Source organism: Kitasatospora sp. LaBMicrA B282, assembly GCF_050325825.1.
Lineage (GTDB): Bacteria > Actinomycetota > Actinomycetes > Streptomycetales > Streptomycetaceae > Kitasatospora.
The window spans coordinates 9065-32856 of record NZ_JBNQTI010000096.1; the positions used below are offsets into that span (position 1 = coordinate 9065).

The window sequence follows — 23792 nt, forward strand, 5'->3', positions numbered from 1 at the left end:
AGGGGGGGGGGGGGGGGGGGGGGGGGGGGGGGGGGGGGGGGGGGGGGGGGGGGGGGGGGGAAAAAAAAAAACAACCCAGGGCCGGCTTCGCCGACCGGTCGTCAGTGGGGGAGCACCCACTTCTGGTTGGCCGCGCCGTTGCAGTCCCAGATGCCGAGCTGGTTGCCGTTGTTGGTGCCGAAGCCCAGGTCGTCCAGGCAGCGGCCGGACTGTGGGTTGAGCAGCGAGCCGTTCGGCTGCGGCTTCCACTGCTGGGCGCCGGTGCCGTTGCAGTCGTAGAGCTGCACCATGGTGTGGTTGGCGGTGCCGCCGCCCTGCACGTCCATGCACTTGCCGAGCACGCGCAGCGTGCCGTCGACGCCGACCGTCCAGTGCTGCGCGTTGGTGCCGTTGCAGTCGTAGATCTGGATGTGGGTGCCGTTGTTGGTGGAGGCGCCGGCGTCGTCGACGCACTTGCCCACGTATCCGGTGATCTGGCCCTGCGGCCCGGCCACCGGCGGAGGCACCGTGCCCGCGAAGACGATGTGGGGGAAGACGATGGTGTCGCCGAAGTTGCACCCGGCCGAGGTGCTCCCGTTCCCGACCGCCTCGGGGCCGAACGCCGGGCGGGAGAACGGGACCCCGTTCAGCATGCTGTCGCAGGTCGCCGTCACGTACCAGATCTGGTAGGGGCTGATGCCCGAACAGGTCCCGAAGATCGAGGGTCCGGCGGTCCAGGCGATGCAGCCGCCGGCCTGGGCGGCCTTGGTGCTCGTCGGGGCCGCCTGGGCGGCCGCGGGGACGGTGAGGGCTGCGGCGGCGGCCAGCAGCGTGGTCGTCAGGACAGCGGCGGTACGACGCATGGGGGATGACCCTTCCGGTGGTGGAGTGAGTGGAGTGCGTGCGGACGATCGCTGGTGCTGCCCAGAGCATGGCAGCGCCCATGACAGGGCGTCAACTGGCGTGATTGATGGTGATAGTTGCATTCATCTGAGCTCATTCGCGGGCCGAGCCGGCGGGTGGTGGGTGGCGGGCGGGAGCGTCCCGTTGGTCAGCTCGTTCGGCCTCGCGCGCTGAGGCGTCGGGACCCGGTGGCCCAGGACCCCGGCGGTCGGGGTGAGTTGAGGAGATGTCAGGATGCGGTCAAGCGTGCTGCCGGGGGAGTAGCATGACGGGGCGCTGAAGGGGGGACCTTCGGGTTGAGCGGTGATCAGGAGCAGTCCGTCGGCGGCGAACGGTCCGAGCGGCGGTTGAGCTGGCGCTCATGGGTGTTGCGTCCGTCGTTCGCGGACGCGAAGCGGCGGCGCAAGCTGGGGGTCATCCGCACACCGGTGGCGGGCTGCCACCGGATCGCGCTGCTGGGTCCCACGGGTGGCGCCGGCACCACGACGACCACCATCGCGCTCGGCGCGACCCTGGCCGGCGTGCGCCGGGACAAGGTGATCGCGATCGACGCCGACCGCGGCGCCGGCACGCTCCGCGGCCGGACCGATCGGCGGACCGGCCTGGAGATCCTGGCCGACGACCTCGCCCCGGCGGTCCCCACCGGCTTCGACGCCGTCGACTACCGCCGGGTGGTCGACGCGCTGGGCCACCGGTACCCGATCATCCTGACCGACTTAGGCACCGGTCCGCTGCACGGCCCCGTGCTCGACCTGGTCGACCAGTTGATCATCGTCGCCACCACCGGCGTCGACGGCGCTGCCGGAGCCCTCACCGCCGTGGACCGGCTCTCCGCCCAGGGCCGCGCCGACCTGGTGCGGCGCAGCATCGCGGTGGTTTCCGGGGCCCGCGGGACCGGGGAGGCGATGCGGATCGAGGACGTCGTCGCGCAGTTCCAGGCCCGCTGCCGCGGCGTGATCGTGGTGCCGTTCGACGAGAGCCTGGCTGCCGGGGGCGCGGTCGACCTCGACCTGGTACGGCCCGAGGTCCGCGAGGCCTACGTCGACCTCGCCGCCCTGGTCGGCGAGGGCATCGCCCGCGCCTGGCAGGCCGGCTCGGCCGCTGGTCGGCAGGCCCGGCAACCCACCGGATACGCCGGGGCGCCGCCGCAGCAACAGGCCGTGGCTCCGCGACCGGTGGCTCCGCAGCCGGGCCCGGGCCCGGTGTCCTTCGGGTACCCGCAGTCCGCCCCCGTGCAGCAGGCCACCGACCACCCCGCTGCCGCGCAGTTCGGCGACGCGGCCTACCAAGCGGTCCCGTCCGTGGCCCCGCCTTATCCCCGCCCGGCCCCCGAGTCGCCCGCCGACGAGGTCGTGGAGGCCCGTCGCCTCGTGGTCGAGCTCGCCGAGCAGGCGGCGCTCGGCCGTGAGGTCCCGCTGCACGTGCAGATCACCCGGGGTGTGGCCGACGGGGAGGGCACGCCGCTGCGCCCGTTCGCGCTGCCGCCGCTCGGTGCCCGGGTCGTCATCACCGTGTCGGCCACCGGGCTGGAGGCGCTCGGGGACCTCCAGCAGGAGGTGTGGGTGACGCCCGGCCGGGACTCCGACGTGCTCCGGTTCGGCTTCCGCACCGTGGTCCCGGGGCTGCACGCCCTGACCGTCCGGGCGTTCCGCGGCGGCACCTTCCTCGGCGAGGCCCGCTGCTCGATCTCGGTCGTCGACCGCGGCCCGACGAGACGGGAGCGGACCAGCACGACAGAGCTGGACAGCCTGGCCGTCGAGCCGGGGGAGGTGACCCTCCAGGTGACCCGCGGTCAGGCGCCAGGCAGCTACGGCTTCCAGTTGATCGGCGAGACCTGGTACGCGCCGGAACTGTTCAGCTACGCGGCGGGGGACCCGCACAGCGCGTCGGAGCGGATCTACGCCGAGCTCCGGGAGACCGCCCGGGCGGCGGCGGGTGACCTGCCGGCCCAGGCGCTGCGGCAGCGCCGGCACCGGCTGCGCAGCCTCGGCGTGCAGTTGTGGGCCGCCGCGGTGCCGGAGGCGGTCCGCCGCCAGTTCTGGGAGCAGGCCGAACGGATCACGGCGTTCACCGTCCTGGGCGAGCACGACGCCGTGCCGTGGGAACTGCTCTACCCCGTGGACGAGGGCTCGGAGGACCGCGGCTTCCTGGCCGAGTGGCTGCCCGTGGTCCGCCGGGTGCACGGGCAGGACCGGGTGCGCCGGCTCTCGCTGCCCGGGGCCGCCTTCGTGCTGCCGCCCGGCTCGCCGCCGGCGGCCGACCGCGAGGTCCGGGTCGTCTCCGACCGCCTCCGGGTGGCCGCGGCGGGGGCGAGCCGGCTGAGCGAACGCGACGCGCTGACCGCGGTGATCGAGGACGGGCACACCGGGCTGCTGCACTTCGCCTGCCACAACTCCTTCACCGGGGCCGGCTCCTCGGTGACGATGGCGGACGGCACGTTCGAGCCGATCGACCTCGCCGTGGCGGTCCAGCGCCGCAGCCTGCGCGCGGGCCGCCCGCTGGTGTTCTTCAACGCCTGCCGCAGTGCGGGCGAGATCGGGTGGTTCGGCGACAGCCTGGGCTGGGCACCGCAGTTCCTGCGGGCCGGTGCGGGGGCCTTCGTCGGCACGCTCTGGCCCGTCCGCGATGCCACCGCGCTGGCCTTCGCCGACCGCTTCTACCAGCAGCTGATCGGCGAGGGCTTGCCGCTCGGAACGGCGTCGCTGCACGCCCGGCAGGCGATCAAGGACCTGGACGGGGATCCCACCTGGCTCGCCTACGCCGTCTACGGCAGCCCGGGCACCCGGGTCGAGCCGGCCCCGGCGGCCGGCGGGGCGAGCCTGCTGCCCGTCGTTCCACAGCCCTAGTCAGGCACCCGAGAGCAGCCCTAGTCAGGCACCCGAAAGCAAGGAGAGGAAGAACTGGTGACCTCGGACCCCGTGTTCGTCATCCATGGCGTCGGCAACCGCGACCGCGCCGGCTTCACCCGCACCGTCGCGGACCTCCAGGCCGCCGCGCAGGTGGAGCTGGTGCCGGTGTACTGGGGGGACCTCGGCGCCGACGACCGCTTCGTCGAACTCGCGCTGCCCTGGCCGGCCGACCCGGCGCACTCGGCGGGCCCGGCGTGGTCAGCCGGGGGAGCCGGCCCGTCGGCGTTGCGCGAGGACGGGGTCCCCGGCGCCGCGCCCGCCGCCGAGCTGGTGGGCGCCCTGCTCGCCGAGCCCGGCGCGACGCACGCCGCCGTGCAGCGGGCGGAGAACCTGGCCGTGCTGCACGCCGCCGTGCAGCAGGAACTGGCCGACCGGGCGACCGGCGCGGACACCCTGCGCGGCGGCTCCGGCGGCGCGCCGGACACCGCCGCCGTGCTCGCTGCCATCGACGAGGCGTGGCCCAGGACGCAGTGGCTGAGCAGCATCGCCGACCCACAGCTGCTGGCCGAGGCCGCCGCCGCACTCGCCGACCTGGCCGAGGAGGCCGGCGCCGCGGAGCCCGCGACCGACCGGTGGGCCGGCGGCTCGCTGCGCGACGCGCCCGAGCAGCCGCGCGGGCTGCGCCGGACCGTCGAACGCCGCCTGCTGGAGCTCGACCGGGTCGCCGGAGCCGCGCTGGCCGCCGTGGCGGGCCGGGTCAACCAGGCGCTGCGCAGCAGGTTCGGGCCGGGCACCACCCGGTTCCTCGGCGACGTCCTGGTCTACCAGCGCCACCGCGCGACGATCCACGCCCGGGTCCGCGCGGCCGTCGACGCGGTGGACCCGGCGCTCGGCCGCACGCCCGGGCGCCCGGTGCGGGTGGTCGCGCACAGCCTCGGCGGGGTGATCGCGGTGGACATGGCCACCGCCGACCAGCCGCTGTGGACCTCCGAGTTGCTGACCTTCGGCTCCCAGGCCGCCTTCTTCCACCTCTGCGACCCGCGCGGCGGCCAGCTGGCCCCGCACTCCGGGACCGGCCTGGTGGCGCTGCCCGCCTCACTGGCCCGCTGGACCAACCTCTGGGAGCCGCTGGACGTGCTCGCCTTCCGCGCCGCCGGGGTCTTCCGCCTCGCCGACGGCGGTGCGCCGACCGACCTGCCCGTCGGTCACCTGGCCAGCACCGGTCTGTGGACCCACTCCGCCTACTGGGAGGCGCCGGAGGTGGCGGCCACGATCGGCCGGGTGATGCGCGGTCAGCTGCGCTGAGCCTGCTCACGGGGTGGCGGCGCGCCCGGCCGCGGTCAGGCGGTAGTCGTCCGCGGTGCCGGGGACCAGCAGCTCCAGCGGGTCGGCGAGCTCGACGGACGCCTTTCGGTGCTGCGTGGTGGTGGCGTCGGAGCACATCCAGGGTGCGGGTGACGGCAGCCTCGTGCAGCTCGTGGAGCGCGTGGAGCTCGTGCAGCGGTTGCTCGGGGTCTCAGGGCTTCAGGTAGCCGTTCAGGGCGGCGGAGAGCTCGTGGCGCCAGGCCGGTTCCGGGAGCAGCGGAGCGACCATCCGGTGGGACTGGACGGTGGACTGGGCGATCAGCAGCACCATTGCCGCCAGTTCGGTGGGTCGGCCGGGGCGGATCGAGCCGTGCGCCTGGCCGCGCTCGATGGCGGTGCGCAGCGCGTCGATCATCCCCTGCTGGCTGGCGCCGAGCCGTTCGACGACGTACTCGACCAGGGTGTCCGGGTCGGACCGCAGCAGGCTGCCGAGCACGGCGTGGTCGCGCAGCCGGACCGCGGTCTCCACCACCGCCGCCACGAAGGACTCGCGGTCCTCCGCGGCGGGGGCGAGGCCGGCCACGGTCGCCAGGATCTCGCGGGTCAGCAGTGCGCCGACGATCGCGCGCACGTCCGGCCACCGCCGGTAGACGGTGGGGCGGCTGACGCCGGCCCGGCGGGCGATCTCGGCCAGCTGGGTGCGGCGCGGGCCGAGGTGGACGATCAGCTCGGCCGCCGCGTCGAGGATGGCGTCGTCCACAGAGCGCTCAGCGTTACTGCTTGACATGATGCGTCATACTGTAACGCGTTCCCGAGCCGTGCTCGACGCCCCGCCCCGGAGTTCCTCATGCACCCCTTCCTCGACCACCCGGGGCCGCTCGCCTTCGCCCACCGCGGGGGCGACCTCGGCAAGCCGGAGAACTCGCTCGCCGCGTTCGAAGCGGCCGTCGCCCTGGGCTACCGGTACCTGGAGACCGACGTGCACGCCACCTCCGACGGCGTGCTGGTGGCCTTCCACGACTCCCGCCTGGACCGGGTCACCGACCGCAGCGGCGCGGTGGCCGAGCTGCCCTGGGCGGAGGTCGGCCGGGCCCGGATCGGCGGCACCGAGCCGATCCCGCTGCTGGTGGACCTGCTCGGCGCGTTCCCCGACGCCCAGGTCAACATCGACGTCAAGGCCGCGCCCGCCGTCGCGCCGCTGGTCGAGGCGATCCGGCGGACCAACGCCTGGGACCGGGTCTGCGTCGGCGGCTTCTCCGACAGCCGGCTGGCCGCCGTGCGCGCGCTGGCGGGACCGCGACTGGCCACCTCGCTCAGCCCGCGCGAGGTGCTCGCGCTGCGGCTGCGCTCGCTGGCCGGGCCGCTGCTGCCCGGGCGCCGCTCGCCGTGGCCGGCGGTCTGCGCGCAAGTGCCCGAACGCCACCGCGGGGTCCGGGTGGTCGACCGGGCCTTCGTCCGCGCCGCGCACCGGCTCGGACTGCAGGTGCACGTCTGGACCGTGGACGAGCCCGAGCGGATCCGGGCGCTGCTCGACCTCGGTGTCGACGGCATCATGGCGGACCGGATCGACGTGCTGCGGGACGTGCTCGCCGAGCGCGGCCAGTGGAGCGGCTGACCCGGATTCAGGGGCAGCAGGGGGACGGGTCGGGGGGGGGGGGGGGGGGGGGGGGGGGTTTCGTTTTTTTTTTCTTTCCCCCCTGCCGTGGTGCCCTGCCCTGCCGTGTTGCGCCGCGGCGCCAGCCGACGTCCAGCAGCCGAGGTTCGTCAGCCGATGTCGCAGTACTTGGCCGGGTCGTACCCCGACGGGCAGGGCAGGCGGGGAATGTCCTTGGCGAAGGCGGCGCCCGCGTCCAGCACCGACTGCGGGACCTTGAACTGCCACTGCGGGCTCTGCGCGATCGCCTGCCAGCCCGGCAGACCGACCGGCGGCCGGTCGCGGGTGACAGTGACGGGCGGCACGGAGGTGCCGGAGTCGGACAGCACCGCGTTGGCCGCCGTGATCTGCAGGGTGAGGCCGTCCGCGCGGAAGAGGGTGACCTCCTCGTCGTACAGGCCGTAGCCGTCCGTGCCGGTGACGAGGCTGAGCATGGTGCTGCCGTCCGGTAGCGGCGTCACCTGGCAGCTCGGCTGCTCGTAACCGGGCCGGCGCGGGCCCTCGTCGCTGCCGCCGTGCCAGTCGGCGCAGTTCCGCATCTGCTGCGGGTTCGCGGCGACCGACATCGACAGCATGACGGTCGAGGCGCCGGCGCCGTCGTCGTACCGGAACTCGGCGTAGCGCGAGGTGGCGTTGGTGTTGAAGACGATCCCGAACGGGTTCACGGCGCTGAACTTCGCGCCGGGCGGCAGCTGGTCGGCGAGGGTCTTGACCATTGCCTGCCAGGTGATGTCCCGATCGGCGGCGACGGGCACCGCCGCGCCGGCGCCGGGTGCGGCAGCGCCGGAGGGCGTGGCCGCACCTGACGGGCTCGCGGCGCTCGACGGCGTGGCCGCACCGGACGGCGTGCCCGCGGCCGAGGCAGCCGGCGTGCCGCTCACGGTGCCCCTCGCCGCGCCGCCGGTCGCGGCCGCCACCGTCAGGTGCTCACCCCCGCGGCCGAGTCCGGACACCAGCACCCCGCCGGCCACCACCGCGGCCACCGTCAGCGCGGCGCCCGCCGCCTGCAGTTGCCGCCGCACCCGCCGGCGCCGGCGGCCCTCCCGGTCGCCCTCGGCGACCAGCACCGCCACCGGTGGGTCGAGTTCGTCGACGCTCCGCTGGAGCATCCTGGTCAGGTCGTCCTCGAAATCCGGGTCGTCCTCGAAATCCATGTCCATCGCGTTCACCCCTCGTGATCTTGTACGCGCTCAGTGCGGGAAGAGCGCTTCGCGGTCCTGGCCGAGCAACTCCCGCAGCCGGGCCAGCGAGCGCGTGTTCAGGCTCTTGACCGCGCCCGTGCTGGTCCCCAGGGCCTCGGCCACCGCCTCGATGCTGCAGGGCGTGTCTTTCGGATCACGTCGGATCAGCGGGCGGCGTTGGGGTGCGTGCATCGGCGGCGCCGAGGAAGGAGTCCATGCGGTGGGGGCACCTCCCGGCCGAAGGCTGGGGGCCATCGGCGACTGACGAGAAGCCGTCGAGGTGCGTGCCCCGGCGGCGACCGCCCGGCGTGATCCGAAAGACACGCCCCAGTCCTCCAGGTACCGGAGCACCACCACCGCCCGGTTGCGCGGCGGTAGCCGGCGCAGCGCCGCGAGCAGGGTCAGGCGCAGCTCCGGGCCCCCGCCGGGCTCGCCGGCGGGCCGGTCCGGCAGGTCGGCGACCGCCAGCTCGCCCGAGCGGCGCAGGCGCCGGTGCGAGAGGTAGGTGCGCAGCAGCACCTTGCGCGCGTAGGCGTCCAGGTCGACGACCCCGCGGCCCGGCCGGACCCGGCCCCAGACCGCGAACAGCTTGCCGAGCGTGGCCTGCACCAGGTCCTGCGCCTGGTGCCAGTCGCCGCACATCAGATAGGCGATCTGGAAGAGCTTGCGGGCTCGCGAGGCAGCGAACTCCTCGAAGTCGAGCACCTCGTGCACGTGGGTCCCCCGGTCGGTCGTGCGGCATGCGGAACGGTCGTCACCGGAGAAGACGCCGCGTCCGGGCCGGAGGTATCACGGGAGTTTTCGGACCGTCGGATGAGAGGGGAGGGGACCGGCAGCCCAGGCGCTCCGGCCGGAGCCTCAGCCGGTGGCCAGCGTACGGTCCAGCAGGGCGAGCAGCCGGTCCCAGTGGAGCTCGAGCCCGGAGGGGCTGAAGGCCTCGGTGTCGGACATGGTGTAGCCGTGGAGGGTGCCGGGGTAGACCTCGGTGCTGTGGCGGACCCCCGCGGCATCCAGGGCCTGGTGGAGCTCGTCGATGGACGTGGGCGACATGTCGCCTTCACTGAGGCCCAGGTGCACCTCGGCGGTGAGCGCGGAGAGCAGCCGGTGCGGACTGTCGGGCGCACCGGTGACCAGGAAGCCGGGGTGGAATCCGGCGAGGGCGGCCACCCGGTCGGGCCGGGCCGCCGCGGTCCGCATCGCCAGGGCGGCGCCGATGCAGTAGCCGATCACGCCCACCGGCCCGGCGCCGACCTCGGGCTGGTCGGCGAGGAACCCGAGGTAGGCGTCGGCATCGCGCAGGATCCGCTCGGCGGAGTGCTCCTGGACCAACGGCAGGAACCGGTCGATGAGCGCCGGCCGGATCTCCTCCCCGATGTACGCGGGAAGGTCGATCACCGGCGCCGGGCCGTGCCGGTAGTAGAGGTTGGGGACGAGCACGTAGTACCCGTGCGCGGCCAGTTCGCGGGCCCTGGCCTCCAGTTCGGGCCGCAGGCCGAAGGCGTCCGGGTACAGCAGGACCGCGGGGTGCCGCTCGCCACGGTCGGGGAAGGCGTCGGCCTGGCCGTCGGGGGTGGGAATGCGAAGCGTGCTGGTGGGCATGAGGTCTCCAGTCGTGGTTGATGTGTCAAGCCAGTGATCAATCACGACGGAGGCGGCCCCCGCGCAGCAGCGCCGGCCCCTCGCTCGAACCGCGGACCCGCTCCGGCCCGCCCGGTGCTCAGCGGAGCACCGGGTCACCCATCCGTGTGTGGCGCAACGCCGTCCCGGTAGTCATCGCCGCCGAGCGTAGCCGCTGGGCCGGTGCGGGGGCCAGCGATTTTGCGCCCGCGGGGATCGAGCCTGCCCGGTGTGGCCCGCGCGCGCCCGAGTACGGGTACTCGCCGACGAACCGGGCGTGGCCCGGTGGTCGTCCTTCCCACGGGGAACGATTCGGGCGGGACGTGTCGGACGGCGACGGAACACCGAGCGGGAGCGATGGGGGCGGCCATGACCTGGCAGGTCGGTGACGTGATCGAGGACCGTTACGAGGTCACCCGGGTGCACGCGGCCGGCGCGATGGGGCTGGTGTACCGGGTCCGGCATCTGACGTGGGGGACGGACCTGGCGGTGAAGTCGCCGCGGCCGGAGCTCGTCCGCTCCGCGCGGGCGCGGGAGTTGTTCACCGAGGAGGCGGAGACCTGGGTGTCGCTGGGGCTGCATCCGCACGTGTGCAGCTGCCACTACGTGCGCGAGATCGACGGGATCCCACGGGTGTTCGCCGAGTACCTCGACGGCGGCAGCCTGCGCGAGCACATCCAGGACCGGCGGCTGTACCGGGGTACGGCCGAGGAGGTGCAGGCGCGCATCCTGGACCTGGCGGTCCAGTTCGCCTGGGGCCTGCAACACGCCCACGAGCAGGGCCTGGTGCACCAGGACGTGAAGCCGGCCAACGTGCTGCTCGACCGGGACGGTACGGCGAAGATCACCGACTTCGGGCTGGCCCGGGCCCAGTCGAGTGCCGCGGGCACCGCCGCCCGCCCGGGCGCGCCGGCCGGCGGCCCCGAGGGCCTCGCCACCTCGCGGGGGATGACGCCGGCCTACGCCTCGCCGGAGCAGTTCACCGGCGGCCGGCTGGGCCGGAGCAGCGACGTCTACAGCTTCGCCGCCTCGGTGCTGGAGATGTACACCGGCGCCGTGACCTGGCTCGCCGGCCCGGCCGCGGGTGCGGCCCTGGCGCAGTACCGCACCGATCCCCGCCCGGGGCGCCGGACGCCCATGCCCGCGGCCCTCGCCGAGCTGCTGGCGCGCTGCCTGAGCCACGATCCGGCCCGGCGACCCCGCTCCGCGGCCGAGGTGGCGGCCGAACTGGCCGTGGTGTACCAGCGGGTGACGGGCGAGCGGTACCCCCGACCGACCCCGGTCGCCGCCGACCTGCGGGCCGACGAGCTCAACAACAAGGCGCTGTCGCTGCTGGACCTGCAGCGGCTCGCCGAGGCCGAGCAGGCGTTCGCCGCCGCGCTGGCGGCCGACCCGCGGCACCTCCACGCCACCTACAACCGGGGCCTGTTCCGGTGGCGGCGCGGGGAGATCACCGACGAGGACCTGGTGACGGACCTCGACGCGCTGCGGGCCGGCACCGGTGACCCGTGGCAGGCCCGCCACCTGCTCGCCCAGGTCCAGTTGGAGCGCGGTGACCTCGACGCCGCCCGCTCGCTGCTGGACGGGGACGGGGACGGGGACGAGGCGGGCCGGCCCGCGGAGCCCGACGACCCCGCCCACCCCGACGACCCCGCCCAGCCCGACATCCGCGCCGCCCGCGAGGTGCTCCGCGCCGGCCGGGCGCCGGACCACCGCGCCGCGGGCAGCCGCACGCTCGGCTGGCACCCGCCGTTCGACCGCCCGTTCCGGCTGACCATCCGGCTGACCCCCGACGGCCGGTACGCGGTGACGGGGTACGGCAGCAACACCGGCCCGGTCCGCGCGATCCGGCTCTGGGACCTGCGCACGGGCAGGCTCGCGGTCAGCCTGGAGGGCCTGAGCTCGTGGCTGAGCAGCGTCGACGTCAGCGCGGACGGCCGCTTCGCGGTCTCGGCGGGCCCCGACAACGAGGTGCGGTTCTGGGACCTGACGGCCGGTCGCTGCCTGCGGAGCTTCGCGCCGCCGGGGACCCGCCGGCTCTACCGGGTCCAGTGCGTGCGGCTGGACGCCGGTGCCCGCACCGCGGTGGCGGTCGTCGAAGGTCGGCTCTGGGTCTGGGACTTCCCGAGCGGGCAGGTCAGGCGGCAACTCGGTCCGGCCCCGGACCCGGACGGTGACGACCTGCGACTGGTCGAGCTGACCGAGGACGGCGGCCTGGCCCTGGTCGCCAACCGCGACCGGGCCACCATCGAACTCTGGGACCTGCACACCGGCCACCGCCGGCTCGACCTGTCCTGCGGCGACCACCCGACCGCGATCTGGCTCAGTCCGGACGGTCGCACCGCGGCCACCGCCGCGACCGGGCTGACCATCCGGCTGTGGGACCTGCGCGACGGGCGGTGCGTCCGCACGGTCACCGCTCCCGTCGGCGAGGTCCGCGCGCTCGCGCTCAGCGGCAACAGCCGCTACGCCGTCACGGGCGGCGAGGACGGCGCCGTGCGGCTGTGGGACCTGGCGCTCCACCGCTGCCTGCGGACCTTCCGCGGGCACCGGGGCCGGGTCGCGGGGGCGCTGATCGGCGCCGACGCCGGCCTGGCGCTGTCGGTGGGCGAGGACGACGCGGCCCGCTGGTGGAGCCTGGCGCCGGGTGTCCGGCACCGCGCCCCGCTGCAGCTCAGCCGGCCGCGCCGGCACGCCGAGGTGGACCGCTTCGACGGCGAGGTACGGGCGCTGCTGGCCGCGGCGGAGCGGGCGAGCGCCGAGCGCCGGTACGCCGCCGCGCTCGACCTGCTCACCCGGGCCCGCGCGGTCCCCGGCTTCGAGCGGGCGCCGGCGGTGCTGGCCGCCTGGCGCGGGCTGGCCGGCGCCACGGTCCGGGTCGGGCTGCGCGGTGCCTGGCCGGTGCGGGTGCTGGCGGGGCAGAGCGCCCCGCACGTGTACTCGGTGGCGATCTCCGCGGACGGCACGGTCGGCGTGGCCGGCAGCGGCGGCGGGCCGGTGCGGCTGTGGGACCTCACGGCCGGCAGCCGCCTGCCGGACCTGCCCAAACCGCTGGTGGGCACCGTCGGCCTGAGCGCCGACGGGCAACGGGCGGTGTCCAGCGGCGGCGGCGAGATCCACGTCTGGTCGGTGGCGTCCGGGCGGCTGCTGAGCCGGGTCGACACCGCCGGGCCCGACCGCCGCTCGACCACCGGCGAGGACGGCTCCCCGACGGCGGTGAGCTACAGCGCCGACGGCCGCCTCGCCCTGGCGATCAGCCGCGACCGCGCGCTGCGCCTGTGGGACCTGGAGGGCGGCCGCTGTCTGCGGGTGCTGACCGGTCAGCGCGGGCGCCCGACCGCGGTGCACCTGGCCGCGGACGGGCAGCGGGCGGTCGGCGGCGGGCAACGCGGTGAACTGCTGCTCTGGCACCGCCTGGACGCCGAGCCGCTGCGCCTCGCCCACCCGGGCGGCGGCCCGCTCGGCGAGGTGGGGTCGGTCAGCCTGAGTGCCGACGGCAGCCGCCTGCTCTCCGCCGGCCGGTACGGGGACCGCACGCTGCGGCTCTGGGACACCGCGACGGGCGAGTTGCTGCGCGTCTTCGAGGACCAGCCGGCCGAGTCGATGGTCGCCCGGCTCACTCCCGACGGCCGGTTCGCGCTCTCCGGGGGTCGGGATGCGGCGGTCCGGATCTGGGACGCGGACACCGGCCGCTGCCTACAGGTGCTCGACGGCCACACCGGTCACGTGTGGAGCCTGGACCTCACCCCGGACGCGCGGTTCCTGCTCTCCGGCGGCTCGGACGGCACCCTGCGGCTGTGGGAGCTGGACTGGGAGCTCGCCGCCACGCCCTGACCGCCGACCCGGCCCGAACCCGGCGGCTCAGAGGGCGCGGTGCAGGATGTGCAGCCCGACGTACCCCTCGGTCGGGTGCCGGAAGCCCTCCGGTAGCGTGCCCAGCACCTCGAAGCCGAGGGAGCGGTAGAGCCGCACCGCGCGTACGTTCGTCTCGACGACCGCGTTGAACTGCATCGCCCGGAAGCCGGACTCGCGCGCCCACGCCAAGGTGTACTCGCACAGCGCCCGGCCCACGCCGCGCCCGGCGTGCGCCGGGTCGACCAGGTAGCTGGCACTCGCGATGTGCGAGGCGTTGCCCAGGTGGTTGTTGTTCATCTTCGCCGTGCCCAGGACCGTGCCGGCCTCGTCGACGGCGACCACCGTCCGGTTCGGGGCCGGCAGCAGCCACCACTCGCGGCCTCGCTCCGCATCGAGGTCGACCGGGTAGGTGAAGGTCTCGCCCGCAGCGATGATCTCGTGGAAGAACGGCCAGATGGCGGGCCAGTCCTCGGGCGTGGCTTCTCTGATCAGCATCCGGACAGGATGCCGCCGGCGGTCGCGCGGCCGCCAGCGCATTTCCCCCGAGGGCTCGCCTTCCCGGGTTCGGGCGGGCGAGCCCATTCGCCTGCGGCGGCCGGAAGGTGTAGACGCTGAGGGTCAGGGTTCCCGCTGCGCGACGACACCGGAAGGTGCAAGATCCCCATGGCCGGCTTGACGACACCGCACAAGATCACCACGTTCCTGATGTTCGAGGGGCGGGCCGAGGAGGCGATGCGCTTCTACACCTCGCTCTTCGACGACTCCGAGGTGGTGGCCCTCGACCGCTACGGCCCGGGCGACACCGGACCCGAGGGGACGGTCCGGCAGGCCTCCTTCCGGCTCGCCGGGCAGCCGTTCCTGTGCATCGACAGCCCGGCCGAGCACGAGTTCGGCTTCACCCCGGCGATGTCGCTGTACGTCCAGTGCGACAGCGCGGCGGAGCTCGACCGCCTCTACGGGCAGCTCGCCGAGGGCGGACAGGCGCTGATGCCGGTCGGTTCCTACGGCTTCAGCGCCAGGTTCGGCTGGGTGAACGACCGCTTCGGCGTCTCCTGGCAGTTGAACCTCCCGGGGTCCCCGGACACCGCGCCGGGGGCGTAGGCTCGCCCCCGTGGACGAATCCGTGGGCAGGACCGAGTTGCTGGTCGACGTGCGCGGTCGGCGCGTCGAGTCGTTGATGGAGTTCCGCGAGGCGCTGGTCGCGGTCAACCACGAGGCGCTGGGCTACTGGCAGGGCCGCAGCCTGGACGCGCTGTGGGACATCATCGAGCACCGCGGGTTCTCCGACCTGCTGGACTCGCACGACGTGCTGGTGGTCCGGGCCGACCGCAGCGAGTTCCTCTCCGCCGAGCATCCGGTGGGCAAGGTGGTGCTGCGGATCTTCGACGACGCCACCCACGCCAGGCTGGAGCTGTTCTGACGGACGCTCGGACCGGGCCGCAGACCCTGCCGCCCGGCCCGCGAGCGCCCGGTCAGTCCCGCAGGAGCAGCAGGAGCAGGGCCGCCGACCAGCTGAAGTTGGTCGAGTTGCGCCCCGCGCCGGTCAGCGGGTCGTAGTTCTCCCGCACCGGCCCGTCGGAGCCCAGCCCTTCGGCGGCCGCCAGCAGCCGGTCGGTCAGCGCGCGGGCGTCCTGGGTCCAGCCGTACCGGCGCAGGCCCGCCAGCGCGAAGTAGCTCTGGTCGACCCAGGCGAGCCCCCGCCAGTAGCCGGCCGGGTTGAAGGACGGGGAACTGCGGGCCACCGTCGGGAACGGCATCGCGGTGCCGAACTCGCCGGGGTCGAGCAGCAGCGCGCGCACCGCCCGGGCCTGGTCCGGCGAGGCGGTGCCCGACCAGAGCGGGATCGCACCCTCGATGCCGCGGCCACGGGCGGTGAGGCGGGCGCCGGTGCTCAGGTCGGTGTCGTGGAACCAGCCGGCGGCCCGGTCGAACATGGTCTCGCGGACGGCCCGGTCGATCGTCGCGGCCCGGGCACGCAGCTGCTCGGCCGCTGCCGCCTCGCCCAACTCGGCCGCGATGGCGGCGAGGTGGCGGTGGTCGGCGGCCTGGTAGGCGTTCAGGTCGACCGACCGCTGGGTGAGCGACCAGCCGAGCAGCGCACCGTCCGCGCCGCGGTTGGCGACCACGCCCGCGCCCAGGGCCGCGTCGAAGCGCGGGGCGTTGTCCATGCCGGACTCCCAGGCGGCGGCCTGGCGGCAGTCCTCCGGGGTGGCGTTGCCGGGGTCCACGGTGGCGCCGTACTCGCACAGGCCCTCGCCGGCGTGGTCCCGGTCGCGGTACCACCACTGCTGGTAGGCGGTCAGCTTGGGCAGCAGCTCGCGCAGGAACGCCCGGTCGCCGCTGCGCCGGTAGACCTCCCAGACGGCCCAGGAGGCCAGCGGGGGCTTGGAGTTGCGCTCGTTCCAGTTGCCGCCGCCGGTGCTCGGGTCGTTGTAGAAGATGCAGTCCGGGACCATGCCGGAGTCCGCGGGGCGGTCGGTCGAGTCGGGGCCGACCTGGTGGTCGAACATCGCCCGGATCTGCGCGGCGGCCAGGTCGGGCGCGAAGGCCGCGGTGCCGACGGCCTGCTTCCAGGTGTCCCAGGCCCACACCCCGTTGAACCACTTGTTGGAGAGCGAGGGCGTGATCGCGTCGTGCCGGATCTGCCCGGCCGGGCTGCGCCAGTTGGTGACCAGCGTCTGGACGCACTTGACCGCCGTGCGGTGCCGGGCGGCCGGGACGCCTGCGGTCGCGCGGGCGAGGTAGCCGGCCCAGCGCTCGGCGCCCGCCGCTGCGACCCGGTCCGGGGCGCGCAGCGCGGCGTCCGCCTCGGCGGCGGCGCGGGTGTGCTCGGCGGGGGTGAAGGTGTAGCTCTCGGTCCAGGCCAGCGAGCGGGTGCTGCCCGGGGCCAGGCGCACCGGGTCGAGCAGGTCGGTGCGGTGGCGGTCGCCGGTCACGCTGCTGCTGACCGGGTCGGCGTGACGGACCTCGAAGCGTTCGGTGCCGTCGGTGAGGTAGTCCCAGGTCTGCCGCACCCGGGCGAACCGGACGCCCACGCCGCGCGCGCCGGCGACCAGCGTCGGCGCGTCGCGCTGCGGGGCGTCGGCCGGGCGCAGCAGCGTGCCCTGCCAGGCGACGGTGAGGGTGCGCTCGCTCGCGCCGCCGTTGGTCAGGTCGGCCCGCAGCAGCGCGGTGCGGTTGCCGGCGAAGCACAGCTCCAGGGTGAGGGCGAGCCGCTCGCCCAGGTCGTAGCGCTGCCACAACCGGCCCGGCAGGCAGTGGAGTTGTGGGGCGCCGCTGGCGGTGAGGTCCAGGACCCGGCCCTGTTCGGCCACGGTCAGGCGGGTGAGGCCGTCGCTGAGCCACCACGGGTACTCCTGGGCCAGGTACAGCGGGCCGGTGAAGCCGCCGAGCGGGTCCTGCGGGCGCGGCAGCGCGTAGGCGTGCCAGGCGCCGAGGTCGGCGAAGACGTTGATCGGGTTGTTGTCGTCGGCGTCGCCGGGGTAGGCCTGCGCGGGGGTGCCGTGCAGGTCCAGCACGTCGGCCCACTGCTGGTCGCCCGGGTCGACCTCGGCCTCGGGCCCGGCGGCCCCGGCGGCGGCGCCGGCCGGGGCGGCCAGGCCGGCCACGGTGCAGGCGGCTCCGGTGGCGGCCAGGAAGTGACGGCGGGTCAGCGGGGTCACACGTGCTCCTCGTCGGTGGTGGGCAAGGTGGTGGCGGGGGAGAGCCGGGCGACCACGGCGCCCAGCGGGGCGAGCGTGAAGCCGGCGCCGAGCTCCGCACCGGTCAGCAGGTCGGTCCCCGCCACCGGCGGGAGGCGGCACTCGGCGGAGCCGTGGTTGAGCAGGAACAGGTAGCCGGTGCCGTCGGCAGCCAGGCGGCAGGTGGCCTCGACGCCGGCCGGCAGGCCCGGCAGCTGCGGGACCACCCCGGCCGCGGCGAGCGCCGGGTCGAGCACCCGCCCCACGTCCGCGCCGAGGTGGCAGCCCAGGTACCAGGCGCTGCCGGCGCCGTGCCGGTGCCGGGTGACGGCCGGCCGACCGGCCAGCTCGCCGCTGTCGTAGTGCGCGAGCGCCTCGGCGCCTTCCAGCTCGAGCCACTCGCTCCAGGACACCGCCCGCAGCTCCTGCGGACCTGGGGCCTCTCTCAGGCGCACGACGGTCGCCGTGCCGTCCGGGATCGGCCAGGGCTCGTCCACGACCAGGCCGAGCAGCGGGCGCAGCGGACCGGGTGGTCCGCCGGGGTGGATGTGGTCGTGGCGGTCGACGATCCCGCTGAACGGTCCGCAGACCAGCTGCCCGCCCGCCCGCACGAAGGCGGCGAGCCGGTCGGCGGTGGCCGGCTCGACCAGGTAGAGGTTGGGCGCCAGCACCAGCGGGTAGCGGTCGAGGTCGCCGGTGGGCGGGACGAAGTCGACGGTGATGCCGCGCTCGTGCAGTGCCGAGTACCAGGGCCGGAGCAGCTCGGGCCAGCGCATCCGGGCGGAGGGGTGGTCGTCCAGTTCCAGCGCCCACCAGCTCTCCCAGTCGAGCAGTACGGCCGCCTGCCCGTGCAGCCGGCTGCCCGCGATCTCGCCCAGCCGGCGCAGTTCGGCCCCCAGGCGCAGGGTCTGCCGCCAGCCGCGCGCGGCGGTGCCCCGGTGCGGCAGCATCGCGCTGTGGAACTTCTCGGCCCCGGCGACCGCGGCCCGCCACTGGAAGTGCAGCACCCCGTCGGCGCCCCGGGCCAGCGCCTGCAGCGACCAGAGCCGGTACAGTCCCGGGCGCTTGGGCAGGTTGACCGGCCGCCAGCTGACGGCGGACGGCGCCTGCTCCATCAGCAGCCAGGGCCGCCCGCCGCCGAGCGAGCGCATCAGGTCGTAGCCCAGGGCCGCGTGGACGTGGGCGTGCGGGTCGGCCGGGTCGGGGTAGGCGTCGTCGGAGACCAGGTCCTGGTGGCGGCTCCACTCCCAGTAGTCCAGCGACTTGGCCATCGACATGAAGTTGGTGGTGACCGGCACCCCGGGCGAGACCCCGTCGAGGACGGCCCGCTCGGCCCGGTACAGCGCCAGCAGCGCGTCCGAGCAGAACCGCCGCCAGTCCAGCAGCTGGGTCGGGTTGGCCGGCCCCGGTGCGGTGCGCGGCGGCTCGATCTCCTCGAACCCGCGATACTGCTGCGACCAGCAGGCCGTGCCCCAGCAGCGGTTGAGCTCGGCGACGCTCCCGTCGTAGCGCTCGCGCAGCCAGCGGCGGAAGTCGGCGGCGGACCGCGCGCAGAAGCACTCCGCGACGTGGTCGCCGTACTCGTTGTGGACGTGCCACAGCGCCAGCGCCGGGTGGTCGCGGTACCGCTCGGCCAGGGCCCGGGTGAGCCGGACGGCGGCGGCCCGGTACGCGGGGGAGGAGGGGCAGTAGTGCTGGCGCGAGCCGAACTCCAGCCGCACCCCGTCCGCGGTGCGCGGCAGCACCTGCGGGTGGGCGCGGACCAGCCAGGCGGGCGGCGAGGCGGTGGCGGTGGCCAGGTCGACGGCGATGCCGTGCGCGTGGCAGAGCGCCAGCAGCCGGTCCAGCCAGCCGAAGTCCCAGCTGTCAGCGTCGGGTTGCAGCCGGGCCCAGGCGAAGACGCCGACGGTGACCAGGTTGACCCCGGCCTCCGTCATCAGCTTCACGTCCTCGGCCCAGACCTCCTCGGGCCACTGCTCCGGGTTCCAGTCCCCGCCGTACAGCAGACCCGGGACGCGGGTGAGCGAGTCCATGCGCGCGGTCATCCCTTCGACCCGCCACCGGGCAGGGCCGGCCGCGACCGTGCGTGCTGAGGTTGTACATGTCACATGCTAGGTGGCGAGCGCGGCTCTGGGAACCGGTCGGCGCTGAATCCCGTTGCTAGCCCCGGGCGGTGAAGCGCCGTCGGCCGAGGACCACGGCAGCCGTCAGCGGCACCGTCGCGGCGGCGGCCACGCCGAAGATCTCCCCGAACCGTCCATGGGCGGCCGCGCCGCCGCCGAGGGCGGCACCGAGGGCGCTGCCGACGAAGAGTGCGGCGACGTACAGCGAGACCGCCGTCCCGCGCGCCTCGGGCACCACCGACGTCGCCCAGGCCTGGAGCGTCGAGTGCAGGAACGCCCAGCCGGCGCCCAGCAGCACGGCCACCAGCGCGTAGGTCGCCACCCCGGGCGCCGCGGCCGCGGCCGCGTAGCCGACCGTCACGAAGGCGCCGCCGATCGCGGCCAGCCCGTGCGGTGGGATGCGGTGCACCAGCGCCTTGACGGCGCGGGTGAAGACCAGGGTCCCCGCGCCGTACAGCGCGGTGATCGCGCCGGCCGCGGCCTCGGAGAGCCCCTGGTGCTGCAGCGCCGGGGCCACGAAGGTCAGGCCGCCGAGCAGCACGGCGCCCTCGACCACGCCCAACGCGGTGACCAGGTGGGCGAACCGGGAGCGCAGGACGGCCCCGACCTGCCCGGCCAGGCTGCCGACCGGCGCGCGCTGCGGCTCGGCGGCACCGCGCAGCCCGATCGCGGCCGTTGCGGCCGCGATCGCCGGCACCGCGAACACCAGCCGCCAGCTCAGCCAGTCGGCGACCGTACCGGCGAACAGGGCGGCCAGACCGCTGCCGAGGCCGAGCGCCGCCATCAGGTCGGCGAGCGCACCCTGCCGCCGCGCCGGGGCGACGGCGTCGCCGACGAAGCTCAGCGAGGAGGGCACCACCGCGCCGAAGGCGAAGCCGGCCAGGATGCGCAGCACGGCGAGCGTCGCCAGGTTCGGCGCCAGCGCCGAGGCCAGGCCGGCGAGCGCGGCCAGCGTCAGGGCGGTGCGGACCACGCGCAGCCGCCCGATCCGGTCGGACAACACGCCCCAGAGCGGCTGCGACAGACCGTAGGCGAGGGCGTAGCCGCCGGCCAGGGCGACCGTGGCGGTCAGCGGGACGCGCAGCACGGCGGCGACGGTGACCAGGATCGGGCCGATGGCGAACCGGTCGAAGTTGGCGGTGAAGGCGGCGGCGGTGAGCGGGAGCGGCACCCGGGTCTCGGGGAGGGCGGCCGATTCGGCCGACCGCGTGGGCATCAACATGATCACATCATCGGCGCGTCGCGGGGCCGTCCCGGCTGCCAGGCGGTGACGGATCATCCTGGGAGCGGCAGTAACAGGCTGCGGTCACCGCTCCTGCGGGGGCACGTCTCAGGGGCACGGTCGAGGGCACGGTCGGGGGCGCAGCCTGGGGGCCACGGCCCGGGCGGTCATAGTCTGGGGCCACCATGGATGATCGTGAAGCACAGCGCCGCGCGGCGCTCGGCGGATTCCTGCGCTCCCGGCGGGAACGCCTGACCCCGGCCGAGGTCGGTCTGACCGGCGGCCCCCGGCGCCGGACGCCCGGGCTGCGCCGCGAGGAGGTGGCGCAGCTGTCGGGGGTGAGCCTGTCCTGGTACTCGTGGTTGGAGCAGGGGCGCCCGATCGCGGCCTCCGGCCAGGTCCTGGACGCGCTGGCCACCACCCTGCGGCTGACCGCGGCCGAGCGGCGCCACCTCTTCGTGCTCGCCGGCGAGAGCGACGCCGCGCCGCGCCCGGTGGCCGAGGGCTGTCCCGCGGTCGGGGACCACCTGCGCGCCACCGTCGCCGCGCTGGCCCCGACCCCGGCCTGCCTGCTGGACCGGCACTGGGACATCCTCGCCCACAACGAGGCGGAGGCGGCCATCTACGGCGGCCTCGACGAGCTGCCGCCCGAGCGCCGCAACATGATCTGGCTCTACTTCGGTTGGCAGCCCATGCGCACCGTGCTGAAGGACTGGGAGGCCGAGTCCTGGGCGGTGCTGGCGCAGTTCCGCGCCTCCGCCGACCGCCACCCCGGGGACCCGCGGTTCGCCGAGGTGGTCGCGGACGTGTCCGGCGCCGACCCCGGCTTCCCCGCCCGCTGGGCACGCCACGACGTGGCCGGCTTCACCCCGGCGCTCAAGCGCTTCGACCACCCGCGGCTCGGTCCGCTCACCTTCCGCCAGGCCAAACTGATCGCCGCCGAGGACCCCGACCTCCACCTGGTCGTGCGCCACCCGGCCGACCCGACCACCCGCCGGGCCGTGGACCTGGCCGCTTCGGCCCGCTGAGCGACCGCGGCAGGCCTGCGCGGCCCAGTCGGCGGCCCGGTCGTTCCGCCGGGCCGGCCGGGGGCCCTTGACATGGTTAGTAATTGGTCAATAACTTTGAAACATGGCCAGGACCAGCATGCGGATGTCAGCGGAGGAGCGGCGCGAGAGCGTCCTGCGGGCGGCGACCATCGAGTTCGCCGAGCGCGGCTACAACGGCACCTCGACCCAGGCGATCGCCGACCGGGTCGGCGTCTCGCAGCCCTACCTGTTCCGGCTCTTCCCGAGCAAGCGCGCGCTGTTCGAGGCGGCGGTGCGCCGGTGCATGCAGGACGTCAAGGCGACCTTCCTCGAGGCGGTCGAGGGGCTCGAGGACCGCGAGAGCCGGGTCAAGGCCATGGGGGACGCCTACCTCGGCCTGGTGACCGACCGCAGCAAGCTGCTGCTGCAGATCCAGATGTACGTCTCCACCGCCGCCGCCGAGTCCCAGGGGGACACGGAGGTGGGGGAGGCGGTGCGCGAGATGTACCTCGACCTCTGGGACTCCGTGCGGGTGGCCGGCGGGATGACCACGCAGGAGGTCACCGAGTTCTTCGCCTGCGGCATGCTGATCAACACCCTGCTCGCGATGGGCTTCCCGCCGGAGCACCGGATCTGGGACGGGCTGCGCAGCGAGGACTGCGACGACCGCGCCGGCGGCGGTGCAGCCGGCGCTGACGGCCCCACCCGGCAACACCCCGGACCGGCCGGCGCGCCGCAGTAACGCGGCCGGGCCGGGCCACCGGCGCGCTCGGCAGCGCGCTCTCATGGCCACGAAAGTTATTGACCACTCACTATCCAGTACGTCGGCACCATCCAGCACTTCGTCCGCCCGACCACCCGCTCACCAGGAGTTCCCGTCATGCGCAGAGGCAGCCCGGCGATCTGGGCCTTCGTGATCACCAGCACGGCCGGATTCATGGCCGCGCTGGACAACCTGGTCGTCACCACCGCACTCACCGCCATCCGCCGCCACCTGGGCGGCGGCATCAGCGACCTCGAATGGACCGTCAACGCCTACACCCTCACCTTCGCCGTCCTGCTGCTGCTCGGCGCGGCACTCGGCGACCGCTTCGGCCGCCGCCGGATGTTCACCCTGGGCCTGGGCGTCTTCACCCTCGCCTCCCTCGCGGCCGCGCTGGCCCCGAGCATCGACGCCCTGATCGCGGCCCGGGCGGTCCAGGGGGTCGGTGCCGCGCTGCTCACCCCGGTCAGCCTCACCCTGCTCACCGCGGCGGTCCCGCCGGCCAGGCGCGGGCTGGCGTTCGGCGCCTGGGGTGCGGTCAACGGCATGGCCGTGGCGATGGGCCCGCTGATCGGCGGGACCGTGGTCGAGCACCTGTCCTGGCAGTGGATCTTCGCGCTGAACGTCCCGATCGGCCTCGCGCTGCTGCCGCTGGCCCGGCTGCGGCTGACCGAGAGCCACGGCCCCAACCGCCGCCTCGACATCCCCGGCACCGCGCTGGCCAGCGCCGGTCTCTTCGGCATCGTCTACGCCGTCATCCGGGGCAACGACGACGGCTGGACCAGCGGCCCGGTCCTGGCCGGCCTGATCGGCGGCGGTGTCCTGCTCGCCGGCTTCCTTGCCTGGGAGCGGCGCACCTCGGCCCCGGCGGTACCGCTGCGGCTGTTCCGCAGCCGGGCGTTCTCGGCGGTCAACGTCGCCACCACGCTGATGTCCGTCGGGATGTTCGGCGCGATCTTCCTGCTGAGCCAGTTCCTCCAGGCGGGCCAGGGCTACAGCCCGATGGAGGCCGGCGTCCGGATGCTCCCGTGGACCGGCATGCCGATGCTGGTCGCCCCGGTGGCCGGCCTGCTGGCGGACCGGATCGGCGGGCGGAACATCATCGCCGCCGGCCTGGCCCTGCAGGCGGCCGGCCTGTGGTGGTTCGCGGCGGTGGCCACCGCCCACGTCAGCTACGCGGCACAGGTGCCGGGCCTGGTGCTGTCCGGGGTCGGCATGGCGCTCTTCTTCGCGCCGGTCGCCACGGTGCTGATGGGCTCGGTGCGGGCGCAGGAGCAGGGCGTGGCGTCCGGTGTCAACAACGCCCTGCGGGAGGTGGGCGGCGCGCTCGGGGTCGCCGTCCTCACCGCGGTCTTCACCGCGCACGGCGACTACAGCAGCCCCCAGCGCTTCGTCGACGGCCTGGTCCCGGCGCTCTGGGTGGGTGCCTCGGTCCTCGGCATCGCGGCCCTGTCGGTGCTCGCCGCCCCGCGCCGCAGCGCGACCGTCCCGGCCGATGCGGCGGAAGCGGCGGACGCAGCCGACGCCTCCGCCGGGGCCGTCGCGGTCGGGAGCAGCGGTCGGCCGGGAGCGGAGCCCCGGGCCGCGGTGGGCTCCTGAGGCCGTGGGGGCGCGCCGGCCGCGCCCCCACTCC

19 protein-coding genes are annotated in these 23792 nt (G+C 75.0%); 9 read left to right on the top strand and 10 right to left on the bottom strand.

Annotated features, from left to right (window positions below; genetic code table 11):
* Positions 1 to 101: 101 nt before the first annotated feature.
* The gene (locus tag ACQRUO_RS24365) at positions 102 to 842 is read right to left on the bottom strand and encodes a ricin-type beta-trefoil lectin domain protein (RefSeq protein ID WP_428318178.1); all 741 of its coding nucleotides are present in this window, start codon (positions 840 to 842) and stop codon (positions 102 to 104) included.
* Between the two features lie 336 nt (positions 843 to 1178).
* Here ACQRUO_RS24365 and ACQRUO_RS24370 point away from each other — a divergent pair, with 336 nt between their 5' ends.
* Positions 1179 to 3728, top strand: coding sequence for a CHAT domain-containing protein (locus tag ACQRUO_RS24370; RefSeq protein ID WP_428318179.1), 2550 nt, complete (start codon positions 1179 to 1181; stop codon positions 3726 to 3728).
* A 57-nt stretch (positions 3729 to 3785) separates the two neighbouring features.
* Entirely contained in the window at positions 3786 to 5036 is a 1251-nt protein-coding gene (locus ACQRUO_RS24375; protein WP_428318180.1) for a hypothetical protein, read from the top strand.
* Between the two features lie 6 nt (positions 5037 to 5042).
* Here ACQRUO_RS24375 and ACQRUO_RS24380 read toward each other — a convergent pair whose 3' ends face one another.
* Both ACQRUO_RS24380 and ACQRUO_RS24385 read right to left on the bottom strand, forming a co-directional pair.
* Positions 5043 to 5174 (bottom strand): hypothetical protein, encoded by a 132-nt coding sequence (locus ACQRUO_RS24380; protein ID WP_428318181.1) that lies wholly within the window; start codon positions 5172 to 5174, stop codon positions 5043 to 5045.
* 73 nt (positions 5175 to 5247) lie between these two features.
* Positions 5248 to 5823, bottom strand: a complete 576-nt coding sequence (locus tag ACQRUO_RS24385; RefSeq protein ID WP_428318182.1) for a TetR/AcrR family transcriptional regulator — start codon at positions 5821 to 5823, stop codon at positions 5248 to 5250.
* Between the two features lie 60 nt (positions 5824 to 5883).
* Between ACQRUO_RS24385 and ACQRUO_RS24390 the strand changes: the two genes are divergently transcribed.
* Positions 5884 to 6651, top strand: coding sequence for a glycerophosphodiester phosphodiesterase (locus tag ACQRUO_RS24390; protein WP_428318183.1), 768 nt, complete (start codon positions 5884 to 5886; stop codon positions 6649 to 6651).
* Between the two features lie 149 nt (positions 6652 to 6800).
* Here the strand turns inward: ACQRUO_RS24390 and ACQRUO_RS24395 are convergent, their stop codons facing one another.
* The 3 genes from ACQRUO_RS24395 to ACQRUO_RS24405 form a co-directional block, all read right to left on the bottom strand.
* Complete coding sequence (locus ACQRUO_RS24395; protein ID WP_428318184.1) at positions 6801 to 7850, bottom strand: hypothetical protein; 1050 nt, start codon at positions 7848 to 7850, stop codon at positions 6801 to 6803.
* A gap of 30 nt (positions 7851 to 7880) precedes the next feature.
* A complete protein-coding gene (locus ACQRUO_RS24400) occupies positions 7881 to 8585 on the bottom strand; it encodes a sigma-70 family RNA polymerase sigma factor (RefSeq protein WP_428318185.1) in 705 nt (234 codons plus the stop codon).
* A 144-nt stretch (positions 8586 to 8729) separates the two neighbouring features.
* Positions 8730 to 9470, bottom strand: a complete 741-nt coding sequence (locus ACQRUO_RS24405) for a dienelactone hydrolase family protein (RefSeq protein ID WP_428318186.1) — start codon at positions 9468 to 9470, stop codon at positions 8730 to 8732.
* A gap of 387 nt (positions 9471 to 9857) precedes the next feature.
* Here ACQRUO_RS24405 and ACQRUO_RS24410 point away from each other — a divergent pair, with 387 nt between their 5' ends.
* Positions 9858 to 13322, top strand: a complete 3465-nt coding sequence (locus ACQRUO_RS24410) for a WD40 repeat domain-containing serine/threonine protein kinase (protein WP_428318187.1) — start codon at positions 9858 to 9860, stop codon at positions 13320 to 13322.
* Between the two features lie 27 nt (positions 13323 to 13349).
* Here the strand turns inward: ACQRUO_RS24410 and ACQRUO_RS24415 are convergent, their stop codons facing one another.
* The gene (locus ACQRUO_RS24415; RefSeq protein ID WP_428318188.1) at positions 13350 to 13838 is read right to left on the bottom strand and encodes an N-acetyltransferase family protein; all 489 of its coding nucleotides are present in this window, start codon (positions 13836 to 13838) and stop codon (positions 13350 to 13352) included.
* A 168-nt stretch (positions 13839 to 14006) separates the two neighbouring features.
* Between ACQRUO_RS24415 and ACQRUO_RS24420 the strand changes: the two genes are divergently transcribed.
* Positions 14007 to 14444 (top strand): VOC family protein, encoded by a 438-nt coding sequence (locus ACQRUO_RS24420; protein ID WP_428318189.1) that lies wholly within the window; start codon positions 14007 to 14009, stop codon positions 14442 to 14444.
* A 10-nt stretch (positions 14445 to 14454) separates the two neighbouring features.
* Positions 14455 to 14763 carry a barstar family protein gene (locus ACQRUO_RS24425; protein WP_428318190.1) on the top strand — a complete coding sequence of 103 codons (309 nt, stop codon included), beginning with the start codon at positions 14455 to 14457 and terminating at the stop codon, positions 14761 to 14763.
* A 52-nt stretch (positions 14764 to 14815) separates the two neighbouring features.
* On the opposite strand, the gene ACQRUO_RS24430 is transcribed toward ACQRUO_RS24425, so the two are convergent.
* The 3 genes from ACQRUO_RS24430 to ACQRUO_RS24440 form a co-directional block, all read right to left on the bottom strand.
* Positions 14816 to 17005, bottom strand: a complete 2190-nt coding sequence (locus ACQRUO_RS24430) for an MGH1-like glycoside hydrolase domain-containing protein (protein ID WP_428318191.1) — start codon at positions 17003 to 17005, stop codon at positions 14816 to 14818.
* Positions 17002 to 19056 carry a beta-galactosidase gene (locus tag ACQRUO_RS24435; protein ID WP_428318192.1) on the bottom strand — a complete coding sequence of 685 codons (2055 nt, stop codon included), beginning with the start codon at positions 19054 to 19056 and terminating at the stop codon, positions 17002 to 17004. The genes ACQRUO_RS24430 and ACQRUO_RS24435 overlap by 4 nt, the downstream gene beginning before the upstream one ends.
* 127 nt (positions 19057 to 19183) lie before the next feature.
* The gene (locus ACQRUO_RS24440; protein WP_428318193.1) at positions 19184 to 20368 is read right to left on the bottom strand and encodes an MFS transporter; all 1185 of its coding nucleotides are present in this window, start codon (positions 20366 to 20368) and stop codon (positions 19184 to 19186) included.
* 185 nt (positions 20369 to 20553) lie between these two features.
* On the opposite strand from ACQRUO_RS24440, the gene ACQRUO_RS24445 reads away from it, so the two are divergent.
* From ACQRUO_RS24445 to ACQRUO_RS24455, 3 genes are all read left to right on the top strand, one after another.
* A complete protein-coding gene (locus ACQRUO_RS24445; RefSeq protein WP_428318194.1) occupies positions 20554 to 21396 on the top strand; it encodes a helix-turn-helix transcriptional regulator in 843 nt (280 codons plus the stop codon).
* A gap of 103 nt (positions 21397 to 21499) precedes the next feature.
* The gene (locus ACQRUO_RS24450) at positions 21500 to 22138 is read left to right on the top strand and encodes a TetR/AcrR family transcriptional regulator (protein WP_428318195.1); all 639 of its coding nucleotides are present in this window, start codon (positions 21500 to 21502) and stop codon (positions 22136 to 22138) included.
* A 138-nt stretch (positions 22139 to 22276) separates the two neighbouring features.
* Positions 22277 to 23758 carry a DHA2 family efflux MFS transporter permease subunit gene (locus tag ACQRUO_RS24455; RefSeq protein ID WP_428318196.1) on the top strand — a complete coding sequence of 494 codons (1482 nt, stop codon included), beginning with the start codon at positions 22277 to 22279 and terminating at the stop codon, positions 23756 to 23758.
* The last annotated feature ends 34 nt before the right edge of the window (positions 23759 to 23792 follow it).